Genomic DNA, 22,767 nt, shown 5'->3' with positions numbered 1-22,767 from the left:
GAAGCCAAGGCTTTGTTTGTTTATTTAAAAATATTCACCTGCTGCATTCTCACAAGGCCAGTTTACTTAAGCTTCACATGGTCTAGCAGCCGCTCGCAGCCCGCATCCACCAGTTCAAATACATAATCGAATTGACCCGTATAATAAGGATCTGGCACATCCGTTACCCCACGCTCGGGCAGCAGGCTCATAAAGGTCAGTACCTCCGCGCTTCCCGCACGCGTTCCAAGAATTTCACGCACATCGCGCTCGTTTTTCGTATCCATGCAGACGATAAAGTCAAAATCCACATCATCCTGCTGCGTGAACTGACGCGCCTTCATACCCGTATAGGATATCCCGTTTAAATCAAGCTCCTTGCGTGTGCCTTCATGCGGAGGATGGCCGATATGCCAATCTCCCGTACCTGCCGAGTCTACAATAATTTGATCTGACAGCCCCGATTGCTCCACCTTGCTGCGAAAAACAGCTTCCGCCATCGGGGAACGGCAAATATTGCCGAGACAAACAAACAATACTCTTTTCTTCAATTAGGCCTCTCCTTTCTCCTGAACGATTTTCTCCCGCAGCGAGCGACGCGGCAGCTTCCATTTGTAATACACCGACAGCATCCTGAACACAATAATGAGCAAGAACAGGAACAGCAAATCGAGCGTCGAATGAAACCAGCCTTTGCCAATAACCAAACCGCCAATCATCGCCCAAACGGCATAAATTTCATCCCGCAGCACAAGCGGCTTGCGCCCTGCCAGCACATCGCGAATGATGCCTCCGCCGATACCTGTCAGCATAGCCGCTACCATCACGGCGCTAATGGGATGGTTCATCTGCGTCGCATACAGCGCGCCCTGAATAGCAAAAGCTGATAAACCGATCGCATCGAAAAAAGCTTCGCTTTTGCGCCACGTATAAATCCATTTAACCGGCAGCAAAAAAGCAATCGTCATTGCAATGAGCGCGATTTTCAGCAAGCTCCCCTGGCTCCAAAGCGACGTGACCGGAACGCCGATAAGCAAATTCCTTATGACCCCTCCGCCAAACGCCGTAACCAGACCTAGCACAAAAACGCCAAGAATGTCGTATTCCTCCTCCATTGCCACAACCGCGCCGCTGACGGCAAAGGCAATAGTGCCGATAATGCTGAATACGCCAAAAATCTCCAAATCCAACGTGTACGCCCCCGCTTCCGTTCTCCCATCCAATGTCATCTATCGAATGGTCTATCCTTTCCCATTTTAGCCCCGACGCTTTCGTAAAGCAACGACATATTTCGTCAATTTGCTGCCGAAATTCTACCTGCTACTGGTGTTTCTGCACAAAGAAACTATATACTAGCAAAAGCGACAAGCAACAAGGTGAAACGGCTGTAGCCATCCTTTTGCGGCAAAGTTACCGTTTCGAGGGTGAAATATAGGCCCCTTATAAGGGTGTAACTTATACTTGCTTATAGTTGAACAAATAGGTTAGAGAAAGAAGGAAGCGAATATGCCTCAACGTATAGTCATTTGCTCAGGCGGCGAGCTTGGTGCCTTTGCGCTGCCGCATCTGAAGCAGGATGCTTTTCGCATTGGCGCCGACCGCGGCGCACTATTTTTGGTGGAGCAGGGATATGCACCGCAGCTTGCAATAGGCGATTTTGATTCCGTAACGGACGAGCAGTTGGAGCTAATACGCTCAGCCAGCACGGAGTTGATTACCTGTGATCCGGTTTATAAAGATTATACGGATACAGAAATGGCTTTGCGCTATGCGCTGGAGCAAAATCCGGATGAAATTATTTTACTGGGCGCCTTAGGCACTCGTTTTGATCATTCGTTATCGAATGTGCAGCTGCTTGTGCTCGCCGAACAGCGGGGTATTCCCGCCTGTATTATCGACGAACATAACTGTATTACTGTCACTTCCTCTAAACGAGTAATACAGAAAGGGCCTTATTCGAATGTTTCCCTGCTGCCCTTAACTTCTGCTGTTTCTGGCATTACATTAAGCGGCTTTCAATACCCTCTGCATAATGCCAGCTTGAAGATCGGCCAATCTCTGGGCATAAGCAATGTACTCGCGGAGACGGAAGGAATCATTACAATTGATGAAGGAATGCTGCTCATTATCCAGAGCCGTGATTAAGCAATAATGAGCTGACTGCACAAACATCATTCAAAAGCCTCGGGCTTCATCTCGATGACCAGCCCTTCCACATGCTTGCGGCAGAGCTGTTTGCGGAGCTTGCGGTTTTCCTTGGAATCAAAGACGATACTCATATCATAATCTTCCCCAGGATACAGCTCCTCCCTGCCAATTGACAGCTTCAGCCGCTTTCGATTGAAGGCCAGCTTGCGGCCCTGCACCTGAACAATGACCTCTCCTCGGGCGTCAGCCGGACGAAAAACGATACCCAGTCGCTTCAGCGGATAAATCCATACCGCGTCGCCCGCTTGTAAGGGCTGCAAGGCAGTTTTGCCTGCGTCCTCTTCTTTTTTGCTGCTATTTTTCACTTTGGCCTCGGTATGAGCTTCGGTTTGAGCTTCGTTTTGTTCTGCTTTAACATCTGTGCTTAGTTCATCTTGGCCTAGGGTTACGATCTGCTGACGATTAGCTGCAAGCTGCTCGGCCCGCTGCATCACCCGCTCTGGCAAACCATATCGACGGGCAATTGCGAAGGCTTGACTTTCCCCTGCCTCCCCAATGATCAATTGGTATAACGGAAGCAAGGTATCCGGATCAAAAGCCATTCGTGCATTCATACAGCCCTTCGTGCGCGAAGCATATTGCTTAATCTCATTAAAATGTGTCGTTGCCGCCGTCAAAGCTCTTCGATTGTGAAGCTCCTCCAACACGGCTATTGATAGCGCTATGCCTTCGCCTGGATCTGTGCCTGCCGCCAGCTCATCAAGCAGCAGCAAGGAACGCGGTCCAGCTGATTCCAGCATTTCGCCTAATACACGAATATGCGAGGAGAAGGTGCTTAACGATTGCTCCAAGCTTTGTCCATCTCCTAAATCTGCAATAATCGTCCGGAAAATGCCGAAGCGACTCCCTTCCCCCGCCGGAACCAGCAGCCCTGACTGAGCGAGCAGCGCGAGCAGGCCGATTGTTTTCAGCGTCGCTGTTTTCCCGCCCGTATTGGGCCCTGTAATAATGAGCTGGCTCCAATTTGGACCAAGCTCCACATCAAGCGGAACCGCCGACTGGCCAAGCAGCGGGTGACGGGCTTGTGATAAAGAGATGTGAGGTTCATCGGTCAATTGAAACGATTGACCAGCGTAGGAACGCGAAAGCTTGCCGCGCGCCATAATGAAATCGAAAGTGGCCATCGCCTCTAAATTAAGTTTAAGCTCGGCTTCATGCGCATCAGCCAAATCGGATAAGCCCGATAAAATAACAGTGCGCTCGCGCTCCTCCTCTGCCTCCCATTGCCGCAGCTCTACTTGCAAATCGACCACATCAACCGGTTCTACGAATAAGGTTTGCCCGCTAGCCGATTCATCCCACACCGTGCCCGGCACCTGTTTGCGCAGCTCGCGCTTCACAGCGATAACAAGCCTGCCGCTTCGTTTACTAATAATCGACTCCTGTAAGGCTGATTTATATTTGGAAAGCGAAGCTTCCATTTTACGACTGATTTTATCCTCTACCGCGTAGCGATGCCTGCGAATTTCTGCGAGCGCAGCGCTAGCTTGATCGGTGAGGCTTCCGTAACGAATACAGCGGCTCAGCTCCTCCCGCAGCTCCGGGCAATCATGCATGGAATCTGCATAGCTGGCAATGATCGGTGCAATCCCCCGCTTACTGGCCATATATCTCCTCATTTGCATAACAGAAGCTAGCCATGTCTGCAATTGCTCCAGCTCCTGCTCGACATAAATTCGTCCTTTGCCCAGCAGCGCCATAAAAGGATCAATCCCCTCCATCGCGGATAAAGGAACACTTGCCCCGGATGCAAGCAAGGCGGAGGCTTCCTCTGTCTCTGACAGCCATGCTTGAATTTGTCTAATTTCTATGCTGGGCATATGGCGTTCCGCCAGTAATCGCCCGGCTGGCGAAACGGTATAGTCGATCAATTGTTCCTTCAATTTGTCATATTCCAAACGCTTTAGCGTAGCTTCGTGCATCATTTTCAATCGCTCCTCATTAAAATCAGATGTATTTCCTATTTTGCTGGCGTGAATAATTCGAAATAAACCGAGCCTACACAACGTTGTCGCCCTATGTGAAACGACCAATTCGTGCAGATATAGATGCCTATTCACAAAAAAAACAGGAACAGAACGCATGAGCGTTCCATTCCTGTTTTAAACGGCTGCTATACCTAACCAAACGTTATTCGGCCTAACGCAACCGCCATATATAAACGGTTAATATTAGGAAATAACGCAAAAAAACCGTGCTGCAAGAGCACGGTGGTCAGGCCGCTGCCGAATAGCATTCAGGCGGAGTCCACATGTTCTTAACTCTTGGTATCAGACAGCTGATGAAGATGCGTTCATAGAAACCTGCCATAACTGCACAAAGCAGCCAGCAAGCTCCCATTCGCCTTCAACGCGATCTAATCTATCCAATTTATGAGTTAAGAACACCTGTCAACATAAAATAAACCCCTTCCTGAACCATCCAGCCAACAAAATATAATTCCAATTTACTTCAAGTACAAAGCTCTTGTCAACCCCATTAGCTTTCGCCAGAAAATTTATGCTCATGCTCTGTCGGGGCCTTGCTATACCTTGCTATACCGTCACTTCCAGAGCCGCCCTTGCAAACTGTACAGCAGCTGGAAGTCCATAATCGCTGTTCAAATCAATGTCGTGAGACATATGCGTAAAAATCGTATGTTTCGGCCGCCAAAGTTGAATCAGCTCCAGCGCTTCCGTTACATCATAAACAGAACGGGTTTCATAGGCGAACGGTTCTTTATAAAAGCTAGTGCCGAGCACCAGCAGATCAAGACCATAAAGCGGCTGCTGCTGTTCATCGGTCAGCCCAATGGCGTCAGAGCAATAAGCCCATGAACGCATTTCGACCGCATGATCGAAGCGAAAAGCATAGGCATAGCCATTTTTGCCATGATTAATTCGCCAGCTTGTTATATCCCAGCTGCCAATCCGCAAATTTCCGCCGTCTATCGCATGAAAATCGATTTGCTGCTGCAGCCAAGGAAAACGAGCGTTAATTTCGCTAATCACCTCAGCCGCTGCAAAAGCCTCGCCCTTCACGTTCAGCCAGCGGCAAGCGTCAGCCCATTCCACTAGACCGCCAATATGGTCAAAATGGGCATGCGTAATTAAAATCCGTCTGACGAAACGGAGGCCTGCCGCTTCCATTTGCCTTCCCCAATCAGGGCCGCAGTCAATCCATACCGTTTCATCAGCTCCACCAGCAGATCCCGCTCCCCATCCATCAAGCTGCACAAGAGAACGCAAGCGGCGATTAATGCCCGTGCTTCTCGCCTCTTCACATACCGCGCAGCTGCAATAAACACGCGGAACACCCATCGAATCACCTGTCCCGCGAAATGTAATGCGCATTATAGCGGCAGCAGTGCGACCTGCTCCTGTTGTCGCAGCTGATTAATCATATCGAGCCAAGCTTGCGGTTTATTAGGCAGCGCCTCATAGTAGCCTTCAAGAAAAGTCACGATGAGTGAAGCCGGCAAAAATGCTAAATTCTCATCAGCAGGCAGGAAGCTGAGCTGAAGGCCCGTTACGGCTTGACCCTCATGGTCCCAAGACGGATGTACATACGGGAAATCCAATCGGTTATATCCGATATGCGACAATACTTCGCGGCGCACAAATGGATTCATTGGCGTTACGCCACCAAATGCATGCTGCTCTTCCCTTTCATATGGGTTATAAATTTCCGCAAACATGCCGATTGATTCTGTACTGGATTGCTCAGCAAGACGCGCCAAATCCTTTTCCCTAGCACGCAGCAGGAAGCGCCCGATGCCCTTGCCAGCTTGTCCAATTATGGTGAAGTCGGTCATCGCAACGCGCAGCTCTGGATAATAACGATATTCCGTGGAGCCTACTACTTTGCCGTCTTCTACCGCAACATAAACATGGATACCCGCATCCTCGAGCGGTTCTCTCCATAGCTCATAAGCCAGCACTTCTTCTGGCGGAAAAATCGTTTGAAGCAGCTTATGCAGCTCCGCAAAATAAGGGTCGTCAATCGACGTAATACGATGATACAGCATGAAAATATCCCCTTTCATTAGGTACAGGTATTGGATTTAATCGGCAGCAAGAAATGGATTACGCCATTCCATCAAAGCTGCATAGCCGCAGGACTGCTCGTCTTCCAAATAATTAGCCGCCACCCCTGTAGGAGTACGGCCGCAGCGCAGCAGAAAAGACAGAACAGGGTCGCTGTATGTTCCAGCAACGACCCCACTAACGTAATTTTCCGGTGTTATTTCGTCTGCATAACGATGGTAGCTGGGCATACGCCCTCCACCAAGCAGCCTTTTTAGCTGTAAATGCACGACTGTCTCATACATCGTCTGCATCAGCCATTTTCCAATGCCCGACTTTCGATACTCTGGAATCACACAAATATCTACAACATAAAGCGTGTCGCCGCTGCCGTCATGATTGCGAATAAAACCATTATCCGTAATCGTTTCCCAGCTGTGTGAATGTCCATAATCATCCATATTAACAATAAGGCCTGTCATCGATCCGATAAGCCTGCCACCTATTTCAGCACATAGCGCACCTTCGGGAAAACGGGAAACATGCTCGGCAAGCTGCTCCTTGCTCCACCATAAATCCGAAGGAAACGGTGGCGGGAAGCTTTCGCGCTGTACGTCGATCAGCCCTGCAAAGTCCTGCTCGGAGTAGCGCCGAATGACAGCCTCTACCGGAGCACCCTCATGATATACATATAATTGTTTACGAATAATGCCACATCCCTTCTGCCAGGGAAAGCTTTAATACCAATCGGTATAAAGATCAGTGCGACGGTCCCGCCACGTTGTAACAGAGCCTGCGGTGCGCACATCTTCAAGCAGCTTCAGATCAAGATCAGCCACAACAAGCATATCATCATTAATGATTCCTTCTGCCAAAATGCCGCCCGGCGGAAAGGGGATATCATTGGGCGACAAAATCGCCGCTTGCCCAAAGTTGGCCCGCATAAAATCGACCTTCCGCAGCGAGCCCACTGTACCTGTCGTCACCACATAGACTTGATTTTCTATTGTGCGTGCATGAGCGCTATAACGAACGCGATAAAAGCCGTGGCGATCATCCGTGCAGGATGGGCAGAAAATGACGTCCGCCCCTTTCGCTCTTGCCATACGCACGATTTCTGGAAATTCAATATCATAACAGGTCAGCATGGCGATTGTGCCATACGGGGTTTGGAACACTTCCAGACCTTCGCCTGGTGACATCGCCCAATCGCTCACTTCCGTCGGGGTCAGATGGATTTTTGACTGACGGTCGATCTTTCCATCCGGATGGAACAGATGTGCAACATTGCGAAGCTTCCCGCCTTCCACTTCTACAACATGGGTTCCTGCCACAATGTGCATATTGTATTCCGCCGCCAGCTTAACGAACAACTCTTCATAGGCAGCTGTAAAGCTAGGGAGTTGGTCGAACTTCAAGGCTTTGCCACTGCTGTCACTGATGGACAACAGCTGCGTTGTAAAAAACTCAGGAAACAAAAGAAACTGTGTGCCGTATTCCGAGGCATTGCGCACATAATGCGCGACCTGCTCGGCGAATTGCTCAAAAGAGCTGATGTCGGCCAATTTGTATTGAACGGCCGCTACTCTATATTTCAAAACCGACCCTCCTACCGTTACTTTCGTTGTTTAAATTGAAGTGTAATCGTCGTGCCAATATCCTGCTGACTGAATACATCTACCTTGCCATCATGCAAATCAACAATTCGTTTTGCAATGGAAAGACCGAGTCCGGCTCCGCCAGTCGCACGGCTTCTAGCACCGTCGACCCGATAAAAACGTTCAAACAAATGCGGCAGATCACTCTCTGGAATGCCTACGCCTCTATCTTTGACTTCAATCTTGACGATTGTTTTCACTTGGCTAACCGAAACATCAATCGAATCCTTACTATACTTTATGGCATTATCGAGCAAAATGACGAACAGTTGTTTAATTTTTTCTTTATCGCCATACATTCTAATAATTTTCGAGCTTGTTTTAATCCGAATCGGACGGTGAAACGTTGTCTGCAGCATGCCTGCCAGCTCATCGATAGCCTGAACGACATCGAACTGCTCCTGCTTCAGCCAATCCTCTTGCTCAGCTTCGGCAAGCGTTAGCATGGACTTAGTCAAGTTCTGCATCCGTTTTGCTTCCCGGTCAATCGCTTCAATCGCTTCATCTCGCACTGCGGCATCGTCGCGTCCCCAGCGCTTGAGCATATTGGCATAGCTGGAAATGACCGTTAGGGGCGTTTTGAGCTCATGAGATGCGTCTGCCACAAATTGCTTCTGCTTCTCAAACGTACGATCCAGCCGCTCAATCATTTGATTGAAAGCCCGAATCAGCTGCTGCAGCTCCGCAGATTCCTCGTGGCTGGTCGTCTCAATAACCCGCAGCTTCCCGCTGCGATCGATTTCCCGCATCGTCGTAACCATTTGCTGAATAGGCGCCGTCAGTCTAGACGTGAACCAATACGTACCGAATATCGCGAACAAAATCGCACCCGCGCTCGTTACCGTGAGCGCGGCCACTAAAATTTGCAAATAATTATCCAGCTCATTCAAGACTCTGTTAATTTCCAGCATGCCGACGATTTCTGTCCCATCGTAAAGGGGAACGCGCGTATACAAAATACGTTCGCCGCCCTTCGAAATCATACCGGTATCATGTTGCTTTTCAAAAGCTGCTGGGAGACCCAGCAGCACAGGGTCCGAGCCTGTAATATTAACGACCTTGTTATCTAGCTGCACAATGCGAATCATTTCATTCACATTGTAATATTCGCTTAGCAAATCCGAATTGTTAAGCCCTTTGCCGCTTTGGATTTGCGGATTTTCCAGCATGAGAGTGACTTTGTTTGCGATAACGCGCTCTTCGCTTTCTGTCGTAATCTTTATGACATAAAAATAAACGAAAATGTTAAACAAAATCAATATGAAAATAAGCCAGAAAATCGTGAAAAGCGTAAATCGTTTACGCAGCGTCATGCGTCAGGCTCCTTGACCATATAACCAACACCCCGAACGGTATGAATGAGCTTGTGGCGGTAGCCTTTGTCCAGCTTTTGCCGCAAGTAACGGATGTACACATCGACCAGATTCGTCTCGCCGATGAAATCATAGCCCCATACCTCGGAGAGGATATCCTCACGGGATTTCTCTTCATTTTTGTTTTCAACCAAATAAACGAGCAATTCAAATTCTCGCGGCGTAAGCTCGATTATAATATCTTTGCGGAAAACTTTGCGCGTGCGCAGTTCAATCGTCAAATCGCCTACCTTAATCATATCCGAGCCTTCGGATTCACGCGGATTTTGCTGGAATATACGCAAAATATTACGAACGCGCGCGAGCAGCTCCTCCATTGCAAACGGCTTCGTAATATAATCGTTAGCCCCATGCTCAAAGCCGCTAACTTTATCGGGAACGGTATCTCTCGCTGTAAGCAAAATAACGGGCACCGTATTGCCCGCCTGTCGCAGACGGCGCAGAACCTCGATACCATTAAGCTCCGGGAGCATGACATCCAGCAGCACGAGCTCCCACTCCCCTGACGATGCCATTTCATAGCCTGTCCGTCCGTCCAAAGCCGTGCCTACTGTATAACCTTCATGCTCAAGCTCAAGCTGTAAAATGCGGGAAATGCCTGCTTCATCTTCTACTACCAGGACACGTTCTTTCATCTTAAGCGTTCACCTACCTTAGCAAATAGTCCTACATGGACCCGTTTTGTACTCATCATAAAGGAATCTTCGATTCAAATGCAAGCAAGCCGGACTACTGCCGCTTGCAGTCCGGCTTGCTTGTTTTCCTCAAGCGTTATTACGATCAAGGTGAAACGACCGAAAGCCGTCCTCTTCCTCTGGCGGCGCGGCACGTTTCAGTCCGAGAAATATAGAGAAAGTATGGCAAAATCATATACTTTCCTATATTTCAAGCTGCAGCCCGTTTAATTCTGGGTTTGCATGGACCAGCTTTCGACATCCCAAGTTTTCGTAACCCAATCCTCATAAAAATCAGGTTCGTGGGACACGAGAACGACGGTGCCTTTGAAAACGCTAAGTGCGCGCTTCAACTCGGCTTTTGCAATGACATCCAAATGGTTCGTCGGCTCATCGAACAAAATCCAGTTACTTTCGCGCAGCATCAGCTTGCAAAGACGAACCTTCGCCTGCTCGCCGCCGCTCAATTGGTTGAGCGCCCGCGTAATATGCTCATTTTTCAAGCCGCAACGGGCAAGAGCTCCACGAACTTCACTTTGCGTCATATTCGAGAATTCATTCCATACATCATCCAGGGGTGTCATCGTTGGCGCCTTTGCTTCCTGCTCGAAATATGCCGGGTGCAAATAATCGCCGCGATAAACTTTACCGTCAAGCGCTGGAACGACGCCGAGAATCGTTTTAAGCAGCGTTGATTTGCCGACACCGTTACAGCCTACGATCGCAATTTTGTCACCGCGCTCAATCAGCATGTTCATCTTAGGCAGCAGCGGCTTATTGTAGCCGATGGACAACCCCTCAGCTTCGAATACCGTTTTACCGCTCGTACGGGCATCCTTAAAACCAAAGGTCGGCTTAGCCGCTTCCTCCGGCTTGTCGATGCGATCAATCCGATCAAGCTGCTTCTCACGGCTCTTCGCCCGTCCAGAAGTCGAAGCACGCGCTTTATTGCGCGAAATAAAATCTTCCTGCTTCTTGATAAAATCCTTCTGTTTCTCATAAGCGTCAATATGCTGGGCTTTGTTCATATCTGCCATCTCAAGGAACTTCTCATAGTTGGCGGAATAACGGGTCAGCTTGGAAAACTCCAGATGGTAAATAATATCAACCACTTGGTTCATAAAGCCCGTATCATGGGAAATCAGAACGAACGCATAAGGATACGACTTCAAATAGTTCGTGAGCCAATTAATATGCTCTTCATCCAAATAGTTCGTAGGCTCATCGAGCAATAAGACCGTCGGCTTCTCCAGAAGCAGCTTGGCAAGCAACACCTTCGTCCGCTGTCCACCGCTGAGCGCCGTTACGTCGCGTTCAAGCCCAATCGCATTCAGCCCAAGACCATTGGCCATCTCGTCAACCTTGACATCGATTAAATAGAAATCGCCAATTTCCAGCTCTTCCTGAATTTCACCCATCCGCTCCAGCAACTGCTCCAGCGTATCCGGATCGGCATCGCCCATTTGTAGCGCAATATCATTCAATTCCTGCTCGAGCAGCAGCATCGGTGCAAAAGCATCCTTCAGCACATCCCGAATCGACTTGCCCGGCGTTAATTTCGTATGCTGATCCAGATAGCCGTAGCGGACGCGTGGTGTCCATTCTACTTTGCCTTCATCCTTAAGCAGCTTTCCGGTCAAAATGTTCATCATTGTCGATTTTCCCGTTCCATTGGCACCTACAAGACCAACATGCTCGCCAGCCAGCAGGCGGAACGATACGTTTTTGAACAAAACGCGGTCACCAAACGTATGGGATAATTGCTCTACTGTTAATAAACTCATTTCTTCTTAGCTCCATTCATGCACTTGTTTATGGCAAGGATTCGCTCCATTCCCAGGCTGGGAATAGGACAAACAAAGCCTCATCGTATGATAACGCCCGCATCACTTTGCCTTTTCGGCGTTTGTGTCGGTGCGTAATACTTGTCGTTTTTAAGCTTATATATGTTTATGCCCGATCTATTGTACCACAAGAGCTGCTCAGTTGTGTAAAATTTCAATGTGGGCTTTGTCTCTTCACCCCGCTGCTGCTGTGAGGTGGACAAAGGAAGTTAAGCCGACTGGCTCCATCGGCAATCTCATTTCCCTTTACCCTTTTTCACCATTTGGCCAATTAACTCAAGCAGCGGATTAAATGCCTGCTTAACAGGCTTGCCAAGCCGTTTGTCCTCCGTCACCCATTTGCCACTCCAAAGCCCATTAAGCCATTCGGCTGCTGGCAGCATAGGCAGCACTGCTATTGGTTGCTCTGGCAGTAATTGCAGCCATTGCTCCCGCTCTACGAAGCGGCTATCCTTATTGGCCAACCATACGAAACGCCCATCCTGAGCATTCAGCTTCTGCTGAAGCGTTTGAAGGCGACGCAGCTGTGGTTGCTGCCATTTTGCCGGAAAAGGATCGGCGACTATACAAACCAGTTGACACCGAGACAGCCACTCGCCTGCTGCTTGCTCATTGAAGCTCGAGAAATCGACAATTTTCACTCCATAATGCTGCTGATTCAAAAAAAGCTCCCATTTTTCCAAGTCGTATGCTTCTGGCTCTATACGGGCAGGCTCTTGGGCAAGCCACTGGATAGCGCCTTCCTGCCAGGTCCAATAATTACCGAATGCTAGCCTTCCGCTAGCATATTGAGAGGGCAGGAGTGCATGCCATTCCGACTGATTGCTTGGAAATTCAGCTGCGATGCAGCTCACTCCGCTTTGACCAAGCAGCTTGGCTAGCGTAATAGCGGCAAAAGTTGCTCCCGCTCCCGGTGACAATGACAATAGGGCAATCGTGACGCCATTTGCTGCCGTATTAACGTGACCTTGCCTATTGGAGTAACCGGATGATGGTCTGACATGATCGCCACCAGCAAGTTGAACGATTGCCAGCAGTTCGCGCTCTACTTGCTCCATATTTGCGGTGCGGTCCTCGAGTCGATAGGCGAGCATCCTGCTAAGCACATTAGCCAACATGAGAGAGCCCTCTGCATTCATTCGACCCTTCCATTGAAAGTGAGGCTCTAGCCGTGGAACAACGGGCAGGGGCTGATACAGCTCACCCCCGCTTGCCAAATAATAGAGCAGTGCTCCAAGCCCATATACATCCGTTCGGAGATCACTTTGGCTGCTGCCTTGATACTGTTCAGGAGCTGCAAAGCCCGGTGTACCAAGCTTTTGCGTATCTTGGCCTCCCATTGCTTTAACCTGCCTTGCAATGCCAAAATCAATTAGACGCAGATGTCCGCCCCCTTCCTCCACCATGACATTGGACGGTTTTAAATCCCTATGAATGATTTGCGGCCTTTGACGGTGCAGGTAGTTAAGTGCCGAACACAACTGGAGCCCAAGCTGAACCACCTCAAGCAGCAGCATTTGGCACTGTCGTTTTTGAAATTGTACAGCAAGCGTTTCTCCATGAATGAAATCCATCACAACCGCATAAACAGAATGTTTATGTATCGGAAAAGCATCCACGATATGAGGTAGGTTCGGATGATTTAGCCGCACTAGCATGCCCGCCTCCGCGGTAATGGAATGAGCTTCGTCCACTTCCTCCTCTACCGATAGAGGTGTAATTTTAATTGCCCGCAGCTTGCCCTGCAGCTTTCGGTCTTCCACCGCATATACGATGCCCATTCCGCCCTTGCCCAGCACCCGGATAACGGCATAGCGATCTGCTATTATTGAACCCGTCTCCCAAAGCGGGAGTTCATGCTCTCCTTCACGGATAACTTTGCTTCTTTCCATGTTGGCCATCCTTCCCTAGAAATGCAAAAAATCCCGGCTGGACAGACGAATCTCGTTCGTCTTCCAGCCGGGATGCTTTCCCGCTCATCGTTTAAAATAACATTAAGCTTTATTTTAACGCTGATTATATCATACGGACATCAAAAAAAGAATGACAATTTGTGTATTATTCGCTATGCGAATGTTACGATCTGCCCGCATATCCCGCATTAAACTCCTGAATAATCTGATCGCCGCCAAGCTTCTTCCACCGCTCTACTTCCTTATCGAACCCTTGCTCATCAAGCAAACCAAGTATAAAAGAGTTGGTCGCGTTCTGAATAATGATATTCAGCTCGCCTCCACGTTCATTGGCGGTTGGAGAATCAAGCGAGGCGGCAGGGTTGACGACGAGGAAGCTGCGATTATCCTCTGTCAAGCGGTCACTTTTTTCCCTAAGCGGATCACCCTGCGGACGAATAGCAAGCGCTCTGAGCCCCATCAGCGAAATAAGCGGCCGTACCTCCTGCTCCCATCGCTCGCTTTCATTGGAGAGCAGCTCTACCATATCACCATTTTCCAGCTTATAGTGAATGCCTTCAACGCCATAATTCAGCATATATATGAGCTCTGGGTCAGCAAGCCGATTAAAAAATTCAAGAATGCGCAGCAGCTCAGCCTCGCTTTTCACCTGCGATTTTGGGAATACGAATATGCCGTTATGCCCCGCCTGCGACCATACATGAGGCTTGCCGTCAGGCCCGTTGATCCGGTTCACCAAATCAATTTCGGCTTTTGGATTGCTTTGAATAAGCGTCTTATATAAATTACGGCCATCATCCATGTTTCCTATATAAACACCCGCGCGCCCCTCCGTAAATTCCTCCCATTGCTGCTGCTTGCTCGTCACAGCAAACTGCTCATTCATTAATTTCCCTTCATACAGCTCCTTCATAAATTTCATCGTATCCTTATAAGCGCTGAACATAAATGCAGGCTGCAGCTCTCCACCCATCCAGCCCCAATCATTAGGCGTGCCAAAATAAGAGGCCAGCGTTTGGAAAGCGCCAAACTTCAAATCGTTGCGATCCGTTAGGCCGTAGGTATCATTTAAGCCATTGCCATCAGGATCATTTTTCGTAAACGCCTCCATTACTTTATAAAGGCTTTCCAGATCTGACGGAGCTTCCAGCTTCAACTGGTCGAGCCAATCCTTGCGGTAGATGATGCCCTGGCGGGATAAGTCTCGCTCCCGATAAATGCCATATATTTTGTTATCAATTGATGTATTTTGCAAAATCGTTTTGTCCATTGCGTTCAAATTCGAAAATTGCGATAAATAAGGACCAATTTCCCAAAAAGCACCGGCACGCACCGCGCTCAAAAAAGCCGAATTGCGAATATCCTGAATCGTGACGATTTTGGTAAGCGCATCCGAAGCAAGCGCGATGTTCAGCTTATCCTCCTTCATTGCATCAGCGACCCAAATAATGGACAGCTTCGTGTTGGTCGCTTCCTCAATATGCCCCAGCACAACATCGGATGGCGGGCTTTCCGTGTATTGAACGGCTGTCCACGTTAAAGCAAGCGGCGCTTCCTTGCTCTGGGCGGCCACACTCTCATCGAGCTGTTGGCAGGAAACCATCACTACAGCTGCTCCGCATACTAAGGCCGTTAAAACCGATTTCGCACAGCGATGAATCTGTCTCTTCACAAAATTCATAGGCAACTTGACCCACTTTCTGGTATAATACCCTAGTAATTATAGTTGCGAAGCAGTGCAGCGTGTGGCTCGCAATAGTTTTGGAGGAGATATGATGGCAGCCCCACCTAATCGGTATTTTTTGCGCATTTTGCTGTTCGGCTTTCTAATTAGTTCCTTACCCGTCATTATTGTTGGACTATTCTCCTACATGAAATCCTCCGACACAATTCAGCAAAATGTAAACGTATCCAAGCTGTTGCAGTTGGAGCAAATGCAAATGAATGTGGAGCAGGTCATGCGTACCGTAGACCATTCTATGACGTATTTCGTCAATTCGTCTTTTTTGAAGTCCGCCATGTTGGAACCGCTTAATGTGGAACAATTTCAATTATTTAACCAAATCAAGCAAGAAGTCAACCATTTACAGACATTTGATACAGGAATTGAAAATATTATTTTATTAAGTACCCGGGAAAATTGGTATATTGACAACTCTGGCCTATATCGACTGAGTGAATTGGACAAAAAAGACCAGCTGCTTCAATATAAGGAGCTGCCCTTCGATTCGCAATGGATTACAGAGCCCGTCAGTAATACCGTGCTGCTTGGCCAATCCTCAAGTCGTTGTACATACGGCATCAGCCTCGTAAAGAAGCTGCCGCTGACGGCTTCAACCAAAAATGGGCTCGCGGTGTCAACGATCCCTTCCTGCTATTTGAACGAGCTGCTTTCCTTTGATAAAAATAGCGAAGCTGTGCTCGTATTTAATGATAGAGGCGAGCTGCTGTTTGGGCAAAATGAAGAGCTGCTGCCGTCTGAGGGCTTATTCACTGCCCTTTATCAGGATATTACTAAATCTGACTCCCTCCTTGCTCAATTTGATACGCAGCTAGAAGGGACAGACTATACGGTATCCTACCGCAAGTCTGATTATAACGGATGGACGTATGCTTCTATTACATCTCTCCATGCGTTGTCGAAGCAATCTCGTGCCATTGGCTGGTTTACTGTGTTTATTTGCCTAGCATTGCTTGCTATTACGCTGCTTGTGACCTGGTTCGGCTCTCAACGCTTGTATAAGCCGATTGAGCAGCTGTTTGTGAGCGTCTTCCAGCTGTTTCCCTCCAAGCATGATAAGCCAAGCCGCGACGGCTTCGTCTATATTGCCGATCAAATTCGGCATGTCATTCGCGAGAAAAGCGAATTGGAAAGCACGATGAACAATCAGATTGACAGCTTGCGCACGTTGTTCATGATGGAGCTGTACCAAGGAAAAAGCAACAGTCGAACGATTGAAGAGCGGCTCAAGACGCTTTCCTTGCCTACGGCGTTTAAAGGCTATGCGATTATGACGCTGCGCATTGATTTTTTTGAAGGAACGAGCTATTCGAAGGGCGATACCGATTTGCTGCTGTTCGCCGTGAATAATATTGTGGAGGAATTGGTTGATGCGAGCGACAGGCTGGCGCCTATCGTCTACGAACAGTCGCAAATTACACTTCTGCTGAACCGTGAGCATAACCAGGATACTTTTTTTGCCCAATTGGTTCCATTGGCAGAGCAAATTGCGCAAACCGTAAAAGAAGTGCTGAATCTGTCCGTCAGCTTCGGTTTTAGCGGCTACCATGACAAGCTCAAGTCAGCGGGCACTGCGCTTGAGGAAAGTATGGAGGCTTATAAGCATCTAAAGCGGTTTGGCGACTCATCGGCGATGTTTTATCGGGATCTGCCACAAAAGCTGAGCTTCAATACTTCTTATCCGGTACGCCTGCAGACGGAGCTAAATGACGCTATCAAGCTTGGAGATCGCACCAAAAGCGACGAAGCGCTGGCGGAGCTATTCGAAGCGGTGTTTAAGCAGCAGCTGAGCGCCCATGATTTTGAGCTGACGACTGCAAGGCTGCTAATTGATTTAATTCATCTGTCCCAGTCGCTCGGCATTCACGAGATGGAGCTTGGCGACCATTCATCCTTATTTGAATATTTGTTCAAGCCGCACTCTCCGAAGGAAGTTCGCAACTGGTTTCTGCAAAACATCGTGGAACCGATTATTGTAGCGGTAGAGGAGCGAACCAATTCTCAGTATAAAAATATTTCTGAGGAGATCATTCATATGATTCACCAGCAATATGACCAGGAGATTACGCTGGAAGCCATTGCAGCGAGCATGCATTACAATGCGAACTATGTAAGCAGCGTATTCCGCAAGGAAACTGGAACTTCCTTCAGCGAATATTTGGCTGCGCATCGTCACCGCATCGCGCTTGGCCTGCTTCAGGATACCAATATATCGGTCAAGGAAATTTCCGAGCGGCTGCAATATACGAATCCGCAAAATTTCATTCGTTCCTTCCGCAAGCTCGAAGGAACAACTCCCGGCAAATACCGGGAGCTGCATCAGCTGGGGTAGCCACTTACTGCTCCCCGGCTAATCTGCCTATTCCTGTTGTGCTTGAGCTGGCTGCAAACTAAGTACGCCATCCAACTCCACACAAGCCAGAACGAAGGCTCCTACACCATGCAAATCGTTCTCGCTTGTTGGGCGCGTCACATAGTTGCGATAATCCCCCGCTGACGTTCCGATGCAGATGCCGGTCACAATTAGTCCCGTCTCATCGGAATGCAGCGTGCGGAGCAGCCCTTCATAGCCTTTTACCGCAATCTCCGAATAAGCTTTCGAAATACACCCATGCTTAATCGCTTTCGCTATCGTATATAGAAAGAGGCATGTGCACGAGGTTTCCAGCCAATTGTCCTCCCGCTCGCCTTTATTGACAACCTGATACCACAATCCGCTTTGATCATCCTGAAACTCGGTGAGCGCTTCAACAAGGGCCGCGACCTCCAGCTCGATTGCAGCTCTGCCCGGATGTGTAGCCGGCAGTACATCGAGAAAATCGACAAGCGCCATGCCATACCAGCCGAGTGATCGGCCCCAAAACTCTGGTGAGCAGCCCGTCTCCTGGTTTGCCCATGGCATGCTTCGCGTCTCATCCCACGCATGATACAGCAATCCTGTCCGTGTATCCTTCATATGCCGATTCATTAATCGCTCCTGCTTGAGCGCCATATCCAGTAGCTCAGGCTTGTCATATTTCGCACCATAAATCATTGCGAATACACCGCCCATATAGAGGCCATCCAGCCACATTTGATACGGATATTTATCCTTATGCCAGAAGCCTCCCTCCGATGTCTGATTGAGCGTCCCGAACAGTCCGAGCAGTCGGTCTGCCGCTAGGCGATACCTCGGATCATCAAACTGTTCATCCAGCGTAAACAAAATCAGCCCAGCCATTATCGCATCCAGCTCGCCGCGATCAAAAGTCAGATTCCCATATGGATCGATTAAGGCATCCGCATAGCTTTTAATATAAAGCAAATAGCGCTCGTCGCCATTTTGCTCCCATACCTTGAGCATACCATACAAAAATACGCCTTGATGGTAATGCCAGCGGTTTGCTGGAGGCAAGTCATGCGCTTGGGGAAATCTCGCCATTAAGGAATCGCAGGCGGCAACGCCCCATTCCAGCGCTAACGCATCGCGTACACGCATCGTTTCAGCTAAAGTGGATAGACTCATTTGACTTCAACCTCTCTTCATATAGGATACAAGGATGACAACCCGGGGAACCCCCGAAGGGAAGTGTCTGCAGGCAGACTACCCCTTCACCGAGCCCAGTAAAGCGCCTTTATCAAAATACTTTTGCAAAAATGGATATACGAGCAATACCGGAACGGTCGCTACCACGATGACGGCCATTTTGATCGTCTGATCTGGAGGCGTAACAAAATCACCCGAGAAGCCCGAAGAATCCGCCGTCAAGCCGCTTGCCAAAATAACAATTTGCCGCAGTAATACTTGAATCGGCCACTTTTCAGCACTATCAATGTACAAAATCGCCGGCAAATACGTGTTCCAATACGTTACGGCATAAAAGAGGGAAATCGTTGCAATCGCCGGCATAGAGAGCGGAATGACAATACGGAATAAAATGCCCCAATCCGTGCAACCATCGATTTTTGCCGACTCCTCCAGACCATCCGGCAAGTTTTGAAAGAAGCTGCGCAAAATAATCAGGTTAAACGCATTAATAGCCGTTGGCACAATAAGCGCCGCATAGCTGTCAATCATGCCTAGCGACTTGACGACGATGAAGGTCGGAATCATCCCGCCGCTGAACAGCATCGTAAACACGATCATAAACATGATCTGCTTGCGACCAACCAAATCACGTCGAGACAAGCCATAGGCCATCAATGACGTAAGTATCATGCTGAACAGCGTACCAAAGCTAGTAACCCCAATCGAAACCAGCATACTGCGAAAAATGGTATTCGTTGAGAAAATATAGGCATACGCATCCCAGCTAATTTTCGTTGGGAACAGGACGAACCGCTTTTGCGCAAGCTCATCAACTGTCGTTAGCGATCCAGCAATAATATGCAGGAAAGGAAGAATCGTCACTAACGCAACTAAAAATAATATTACATAGACAGCGCCATCAAATAAGCGGCCGCCAATCGTTTTGTCATGCACCATAATAGCCTTTCCTCCTCAAGATGTTGCTTCGGCGGCAAACGTAGAGCTTAGTATACGCCCTCTTCGCCGAATTTTTTGGCCAGCCAGTTCGCGGACATTACCAGTACTAAACCGACGAAGGATTTGAAGAAGCCTACCGCGGTGCTGTAGCTGAATTGCCCTTGTTTAAGCCCCGCCGTATACACATACGTATCAAAGATTTCCGCCACATTCCGGTTCATCGCGTTAAGCAGCAAATACACATGCTCAAATCCCAGCTCCAGGACATCGCCAATTTTCAAAATGAGCAGGATTACAATAACGCTGCGGATTGACGGCAATGTAATATGCCAAATTTGGCGGAAACGGTTGGCACCGTCCATCCGCGATGCCTCGTACAGCTGCGGATCGATGGCCGCAATGGCCGCCAGGTACACAATCGTTCCCCAGCCGGCTTCACGCCAGATGACCTGCAAAATGTACATTGGCCGGAACCATTCATCGCTTAGCAGAAAGTTGATTTTCTGCATGCCCATCGCATCAAGCCCCTCATTAATCATACCGCCATCCATCGTGACCATGACGAAAGAAATCGATACGATGATAACCCAGGACATAAAATGCGGAATGTACACAATCGTTTGTACAAAACGCTTGAAGGCTTGCAGTCTTACTTCATTTAATAAGATCGCAAGTATGATGGGGACCGGGAAAAAGAAAATTAAGTTCATCAGAAACAAGACGATCGTATTGCGAAAAATAGTCCAAAACATCGGTTCGGTAAACAGGCGCTGATAATGCTTGAAGCCTACCCAATCACTTCCGAGAATACCGTCGTATGGACGGTATTCCTGGAAGGAGATCACAAGCCCCCACATGGGGAAGTATTTGAATAAGACGAAATACAGCAGTCCCGGCAAAATCATGAGGTAGATTGCTTTATTTTTCAATATACGCCGGCGAAGGTCATGCTTCTTCATGTCCGGCTTAACGGCTGCTACTGCTGACGCTGAGTTGCTGCTCATGTGAAACATCCTTTCGGTTCCCTGTTTTTACAGGAGTTCTATTCCTATTGCGATTTAGCTAAAGATTCATTGTATTCAGCGATAATGCTCTCGCCGCCGCCTTTTTTCCAACGCTCGATTTCGCCATCAAATCCTGCCGCGTCCAGATTGCCCAAAATATAGCGGTACGTCGCATCGTTAATAATTTGCTGAAGCTCTACGCCCTTCTCGCCAAATGTCTTGGAATCAAGCGCCGCTGTTGGATCGTTAATCAGCATGCTGTTGTTTTCGATAATGAGCTCCTCTGCTTTTGCTTTAGCTGGAAGCTTGTTGTAGGCACGCAGCATATCAATCGTGCTTTCGCCGCCCACTTGCAAAATTTCGTAAGGCTTTTGCTCGCGGTCTGTCATCTTCGTATCTTCGACCTTTTGCACTAAGCCGCCTTCTACGAGCGTGTAATGCTTGTCTGGAACTCCCCATTTCACGAGATTGGCCAGCTCTGGCTCCATCAGCTTGTCATAGAAAGCTAAAATGCTTTTCAGCTCTTCTTCCGATTTAACCGCTGATTTCGGGAACAATACTAAGTTTCCGTAGCCTGGAATCGACCAAATACCCGCATCGCCGTTCGGTCCGCTAATGTGATTCGCTACATCGTAAAGGGCGTTTGGATTAATTTCCACGGTTTTCTGGTGCAAGCTTTGCACATCCGCCATCGAGCCAATGTACATACCCGCTTTTCCTGTAATGACTAGATTCTGCTGATCTTCCTTGCTCGTAACCGGGAAGTCTTTATTGATTAGGCCTTCGTCATACAGCTTCTTGAAGAAATCCATCGTTTCTTTATACTGCGAGAACATAAATTCCGGCTGCAGCTTGCCGTCTGCCAAGCCCCAGTTGTTTGGTGTGCCAAAATACGAGGCAACCGTCTTGAATGCGCCATACACCAAATCGCTGCGGTCGGTCAGGCCCATCGTATCCGCCTTGCCGTTGCCATCCGGATCGCCTTCCTTAAACTGCTTCAGCATATTGTACAGCTCATCCGTCGTTTTTGGTGCTGCGAGACCTAGCTTATCCGCCCAGTCCTTGCGGAAAATAATGCCTTGACGCGATAGCGGACGCTCTTGATAGATAGCATACGTTTTGCCGTCTACTGCTGTATTTTTCACAACCAGCTCATCGAGCTTGCTTAAGTTTGGATAGTCCTTAATGAAGGGACCAATTTCCCAAAATTGGTTATTGCGAATCGCGTCGCGGAATAGAATGTAGGTGGTCTGATTTTTCATGTATACAGCCTGAGGCAAGGAGCCCGTTGCAAATGACGAGTTCAGTTTTTCTTCATAGCTACCATCTGGTACCCAGTTAATCGTCAAATCCGTATTCGTTTTTTCCTCTAGCAATTTCTCAATCGCATCTGTAGGAACTTCGGGTGTATGCAAGTTTGTCATTATTGTCAGTTTAAAAGGAGCTTGTGCTTCGCTCGTAGGTGCGCCTCCTTGATTAGTGCCTGATGTTGCGCTTCCCTCGTTCACGCCTGAGCCTGATGCACAACCTGCCAAAATACAGCCTGCTAATGTCGTTGTACACAAGACGCGAAATGTTGATGCCATTTGTTTCTTTCTCATGCTTTGACCTCCCGAATTTGGAATTCATTTAGGTGCTCTTGTTACCCTTTTATCGTATACCCCGCTGGGGCAGTTTGCCTATAATCACCACGCCATATGTTATGGCGCAATCCCTTGTGGCGCAAGGGTTACAGCCAAATGTGAGTTGAGGATTATAGCGGTTATGCCCTAAATCCAGCCCTTTTTCCGCCAAAAAAAGGGTAGCAAAAAAGCATGCAGGGTGTAGCTCGATTGCTCCCTGCATGCTTTTTTAAAATATAGGAAAGTATATAATTTTTCTATTCTCCCTCTATAATTCTCGGA

The 22,767-nt window shown here is 48.4% G+C and carries 18 protein-coding genes; 2 read left to right on the top strand and 16 right to left on the bottom strand.

Going from position 1 to position 22,767, the window contains the following annotated elements:
* Positions 1 to 62: 62 nt before the first annotated feature.
* The gene (locus tag AC50YG_RS03005) at positions 63 to 530 is read right to left on the bottom strand and encodes a low molecular weight protein-tyrosine-phosphatase (protein WP_473758511.1); all 468 of its coding nucleotides are present in this window, start codon (positions 528 to 530) and stop codon (positions 63 to 65) included.
* Complete coding sequence (locus AC50YG_RS03000; protein WP_473758510.1) at positions 531 to 1,208, bottom strand: trimeric intracellular cation channel family protein; 678 nt, start codon at positions 1,206 to 1,208, stop codon at positions 531 to 533. It lies immediately after the preceding gene.
* 277 nt (positions 1,209 to 1,485) lie between these two features.
* Here AC50YG_RS03000 and AC50YG_RS02995 point away from each other — a divergent pair, with 277 nt between their 5' ends.
* Positions 1,486 to 2,124, top strand: coding sequence for a thiamine diphosphokinase (locus AC50YG_RS02995; RefSeq protein ID WP_494824593.1), 639 nt, complete (start codon positions 1,486 to 1,488; stop codon positions 2,122 to 2,124).
* A 26-nt stretch (positions 2,125 to 2,150) separates the two neighbouring features.
* Here the strand turns inward: AC50YG_RS02995 and AC50YG_RS02990 are convergent, their stop codons facing one another.
* The 10 genes from AC50YG_RS02990 to AC50YG_RS02945 form a co-directional block, all read right to left on the bottom strand.
* A complete protein-coding gene (locus AC50YG_RS02990) occupies positions 2,151 to 4,109 on the bottom strand; it encodes an endonuclease MutS2 (protein ID WP_494825285.1) in 1,959 nt (652 codons plus the stop codon).
* 612 nt (positions 4,110 to 4,721) lie between these two features.
* A complete protein-coding gene (locus tag AC50YG_RS02985; protein ID WP_494825283.1) occupies positions 4,722 to 5,522 on the bottom strand; it encodes an MBL fold metallo-hydrolase in 801 nt (266 codons plus the stop codon).
* Positions 5,519 to 6,193 carry a GNAT family N-acetyltransferase gene (locus AC50YG_RS02980; RefSeq protein WP_494824592.1) on the bottom strand — a complete coding sequence of 225 codons (675 nt, stop codon included), beginning with the start codon at positions 6,191 to 6,193 and terminating at the stop codon, positions 5,519 to 5,521. The genes AC50YG_RS02985 and AC50YG_RS02980 overlap by 4 nt, the downstream gene beginning before the upstream one ends.
* 36 nt (positions 6,194 to 6,229) lie before the next feature.
* Positions 6,230 to 6,901 carry a GNAT family N-acetyltransferase gene (locus AC50YG_RS02975; protein ID WP_494825281.1) on the bottom strand — a complete coding sequence of 224 codons (672 nt, stop codon included), beginning with the start codon at positions 6,899 to 6,901 and terminating at the stop codon, positions 6,230 to 6,232.
* Between the two features lie 27 nt (positions 6,902 to 6,928).
* Positions 6,929 to 7,789, bottom strand: coding sequence for a carbon-nitrogen hydrolase family protein (locus AC50YG_RS02970; protein ID WP_473758506.1), 861 nt, complete (start codon positions 7,787 to 7,789; stop codon positions 6,929 to 6,931).
* Positions 7,790 to 7,806: 17 nt separating this feature from the next.
* On the bottom strand, positions 7,807 to 9,162 hold the full coding sequence (locus tag AC50YG_RS02965) for a HAMP domain-containing sensor histidine kinase (protein WP_494824591.1): 1,356 nt from the start codon (positions 9,160 to 9,162) through the stop codon (positions 7,807 to 7,809).
* Complete coding sequence (locus AC50YG_RS02960; protein ID WP_338551486.1) at positions 9,159 to 9,857, bottom strand: response regulator transcription factor; 699 nt, start codon at positions 9,855 to 9,857, stop codon at positions 9,159 to 9,161. Before AC50YG_RS02960 ends, AC50YG_RS02965 begins: the two co-directional genes overlap by 4 nt.
* A 266-nt stretch (positions 9,858 to 10,123) precedes the next feature.
* Positions 10,124 to 11,680 carry an ABC-F family ATP-binding cassette domain-containing protein gene (locus AC50YG_RS02955; protein WP_341277858.1) on the bottom strand — a complete coding sequence of 519 codons (1,557 nt, stop codon included), beginning with the start codon at positions 11,678 to 11,680 and terminating at the stop codon, positions 10,124 to 10,126.
* A 296-nt stretch (positions 11,681 to 11,976) separates the two neighbouring features.
* Positions 11,977 to 13,632 carry a serine/threonine protein kinase gene (locus AC50YG_RS02950; RefSeq protein ID WP_494824588.1) on the bottom strand — a complete coding sequence of 552 codons (1,656 nt, stop codon included), beginning with the start codon at positions 13,630 to 13,632 and terminating at the stop codon, positions 11,977 to 11,979.
* 184 nt (positions 13,633 to 13,816) lie between these two features.
* Positions 13,817 to 15,334 (bottom strand): extracellular solute-binding protein, encoded by a 1,518-nt coding sequence (locus AC50YG_RS02945; protein WP_494824586.1) that lies wholly within the window; start codon positions 15,332 to 15,334, stop codon positions 13,817 to 13,819.
* Positions 15,335 to 15,428: 94 nt separating this feature from the next.
* On the opposite strand from AC50YG_RS02945, the gene AC50YG_RS02940 reads away from it, so the two are divergent.
* Positions 15,429 to 17,726 carry a helix-turn-helix domain-containing protein gene (locus tag AC50YG_RS02940; protein WP_494824584.1) on the top strand — a complete coding sequence of 766 codons (2,298 nt, stop codon included), beginning with the start codon at positions 15,429 to 15,431 and terminating at the stop codon, positions 17,724 to 17,726.
* A 27-nt stretch (positions 17,727 to 17,753) separates the two neighbouring features.
* Here AC50YG_RS02940 and AC50YG_RS02935 read toward each other — a convergent pair whose 3' ends face one another.
* The 4 genes from AC50YG_RS02935 to AC50YG_RS02920 form a co-directional block, all read right to left on the bottom strand.
* Complete coding sequence (locus tag AC50YG_RS02935) at positions 17,754 to 18,899, bottom strand: glycoside hydrolase family 88/105 protein (RefSeq protein ID WP_494824582.1); 1,146 nt, start codon at positions 18,897 to 18,899, stop codon at positions 17,754 to 17,756.
* Between the two features lie 78 nt (positions 18,900 to 18,977).
* Positions 18,978 to 19,859, bottom strand: a complete 882-nt coding sequence (locus AC50YG_RS02930) for a carbohydrate ABC transporter permease (RefSeq protein WP_341277863.1) — start codon at positions 19,857 to 19,859, stop codon at positions 18,978 to 18,980.
* Positions 19,860 to 19,906: 47 nt separating this feature from the next.
* On the bottom strand, positions 19,907 to 20,818 hold the full coding sequence (locus tag AC50YG_RS02925) for an ABC transporter permease (RefSeq protein WP_338556793.1): 912 nt from the start codon (positions 20,816 to 20,818) through the stop codon (positions 19,907 to 19,909).
* A gap of 89 nt (positions 20,819 to 20,907) precedes the next feature.
* Positions 20,908 to 22,464, bottom strand: a complete 1,557-nt coding sequence (locus AC50YG_RS02920; protein ID WP_494824581.1) for an extracellular solute-binding protein — start codon at positions 22,462 to 22,464, stop codon at positions 20,908 to 20,910.
* Positions 22,465 to 22,767 lie beyond the last annotated feature (303 nt).

The organism is Paenibacillus sp. J31R34, from assembly GCF_059383715.1.
This window is presented reverse-complemented; position numbering and strand designations above follow the sequence as displayed.

Bases quoted from the DNA above. Each gene is read 5' to 3' on its own strand.
- AC50YG_RS02960 (WP_338551486.1), bottom strand. From the start codon at position 9,857: ATGAAAGAACGTGTCCTGGTAGTAGAAGATGAAGCAGGCATTTCCCGC.
- AC50YG_RS02925 (WP_338556793.1), bottom strand. From the start codon at position 20,818: ATGAAGAAGCATGACCTTCGCCGGCGTATATTGAAAAATAAAGCAATC.
- AC50YG_RS02980 (WP_494824592.1), bottom strand. From the start codon at position 6,193: ATGCTGTATCATCGTATTACGTCGATTGACGACCCTTATTTTGCGGAG.
- AC50YG_RS02965 (WP_494824591.1), bottom strand. From the start codon at position 9,162: ATGACGCTGCGTAAACGATTTACGCTTTTCACGATTTTCTGGCTTATT.
- AC50YG_RS02920 (WP_494824581.1), bottom strand. From the start codon at position 22,464: ATGAGAAAGAAACAAATGGCATCAACATTTCGCGTCTTGTGTACAACG.
- AC50YG_RS02950 (WP_494824588.1), bottom strand. From the start codon at position 13,632: ATGGAAAGAAGCAAAGTTATCCGTGAAGGAGAGCATGAACTCCCGCTT.
- AC50YG_RS02935 (WP_494824582.1), bottom strand. From the start codon at position 18,899: ATGAGTCTATCCACTTTAGCTGAAACGATGCGTGTACGCGATGCGTTA.
- AC50YG_RS02990 (WP_494825285.1), bottom strand. From the start codon at position 4,109: ATGCACGAAGCTACGCTAAAGCGTTTGGAATATGACAAATTGAAGGAA.
- AC50YG_RS02940 (WP_494824584.1), top strand. From the start codon at position 15,429: ATGGCAGCCCCACCTAATCGGTATTTTTTGCGCATTTTGCTGTTCGGC.
- AC50YG_RS02995 (WP_494824593.1), top strand. From the start codon at position 1,486: ATGCCTCAACGTATAGTCATTTGCTCAGGCGGCGAGCTTGGTGCCTTT.
- AC50YG_RS03000 (WP_473758510.1), bottom strand. From the start codon at position 1,208: ATGACATTGGATGGGAGAACGGAAGCGGGGGCGTACACGTTGGATTTG.
- AC50YG_RS02955 (WP_341277858.1), bottom strand. From the start codon at position 11,680: ATGAGTTTATTAACAGTAGAGCAATTATCCCATACGTTTGGTGACCGC.
- AC50YG_RS02945 (WP_494824586.1), bottom strand. From the start codon at position 15,334: ATGAATTTTGTGAAGAGACAGATTCATCGCTGTGCGAAATCGGTTTTA.
- AC50YG_RS02930 (WP_341277863.1), bottom strand. From the start codon at position 19,859: ATGGTGCATGACAAAACGATTGGCGGCCGCTTATTTGATGGCGCTGTC.